The organism is Aminobacter sp. P4_D5 (genome assembly GCF_056401815.1).
Genome location: NZ_JBFUIP010000623.1, coordinates 1 through 758 on the forward strand (window position 1 = coordinate 1; position 758 = coordinate 758).

2 protein-coding genes are annotated in these 758 nt (G+C 68.7%); both read right to left on the bottom strand.

Annotated elements, in window-relative coordinates:
* Nucleotides 1–574: riboflavin synthase (locus AC1DWF_RS33930; RefSeq protein WP_476842880.1), on the bottom strand; the 574-nt coding region annotated here is incomplete at its 3' end.
* Between the two features lie 3 nt (nt 575–577).
* Nucleotides 578–758: hypothetical protein (locus tag AC1DWF_RS33935; protein WP_476842881.1), on the bottom strand; the 181-nt coding region annotated here is incomplete at its 5' end.

Genomic DNA, 758 nt, shown 5'->3' on the forward strand with positions numbered 1-758 from the left:
CATAGCGCGCCAGCGTGTCGATCTCGATATTGACCCCGTCGCCCGGCTGCAGCGTGCCGAAGCTGGTCACGGCGGTGGTGTGGGGGATGATGTTGACCCCGAAGCTCTCCCCGTCAACCTCGTTGACCGTCAGGGAAACGCCGTCGACGGCGACGGAGCCCTTCACCGCGATGAGCTTCGCGAGGTCGCGCGGGATCTGGAAGCGCCAGCGGACCGAGGCGTTTTCCGGCGTGGCGGAGACCACCTTGGCCACCCCGTCCACATGGCCGGAGACGAGATGGCCGCCCAGTTCGTCGCCCAGCTTGAGGCTGCGCTCCAGGTTGATCCGGCCGCCGGCCTTCCAGCCTCCCATGGTGGTGCGGGAGAGCGTCTCGGCGCTGGCGTCCACCGCGAAGCTGTCGCCGTTGAGTTCCACGGCAGTCAGGCAGATGCCGGAGCAGGCGATGGAGCAGCCGAGCTCCGCTCCCTCAAGGAAATCCGGCGAGACGCCGATGACCAGGCGCATGTCGTGGCCGCCGCCATTGGGCAGGACCTCGCGCAGCGTGCCGAGGGCGGTGATGATCCCGGTGAACATGCGCTATTCCTTCACGTAATCGCTCATGATGTCGGCGCCCAGGCGCCGCGAGTCCAGCAGGCGGAAGCGCGGCATCGCCGAAATGGGGCCGATGCCGAGCCCGCCGAGGCTTTCCAGCCCCTCCGCGCCCATGGTGGCCGCGGCGTGGAACCAGACCAGCCGGTCCACCAGCCCCGCCTTGAGC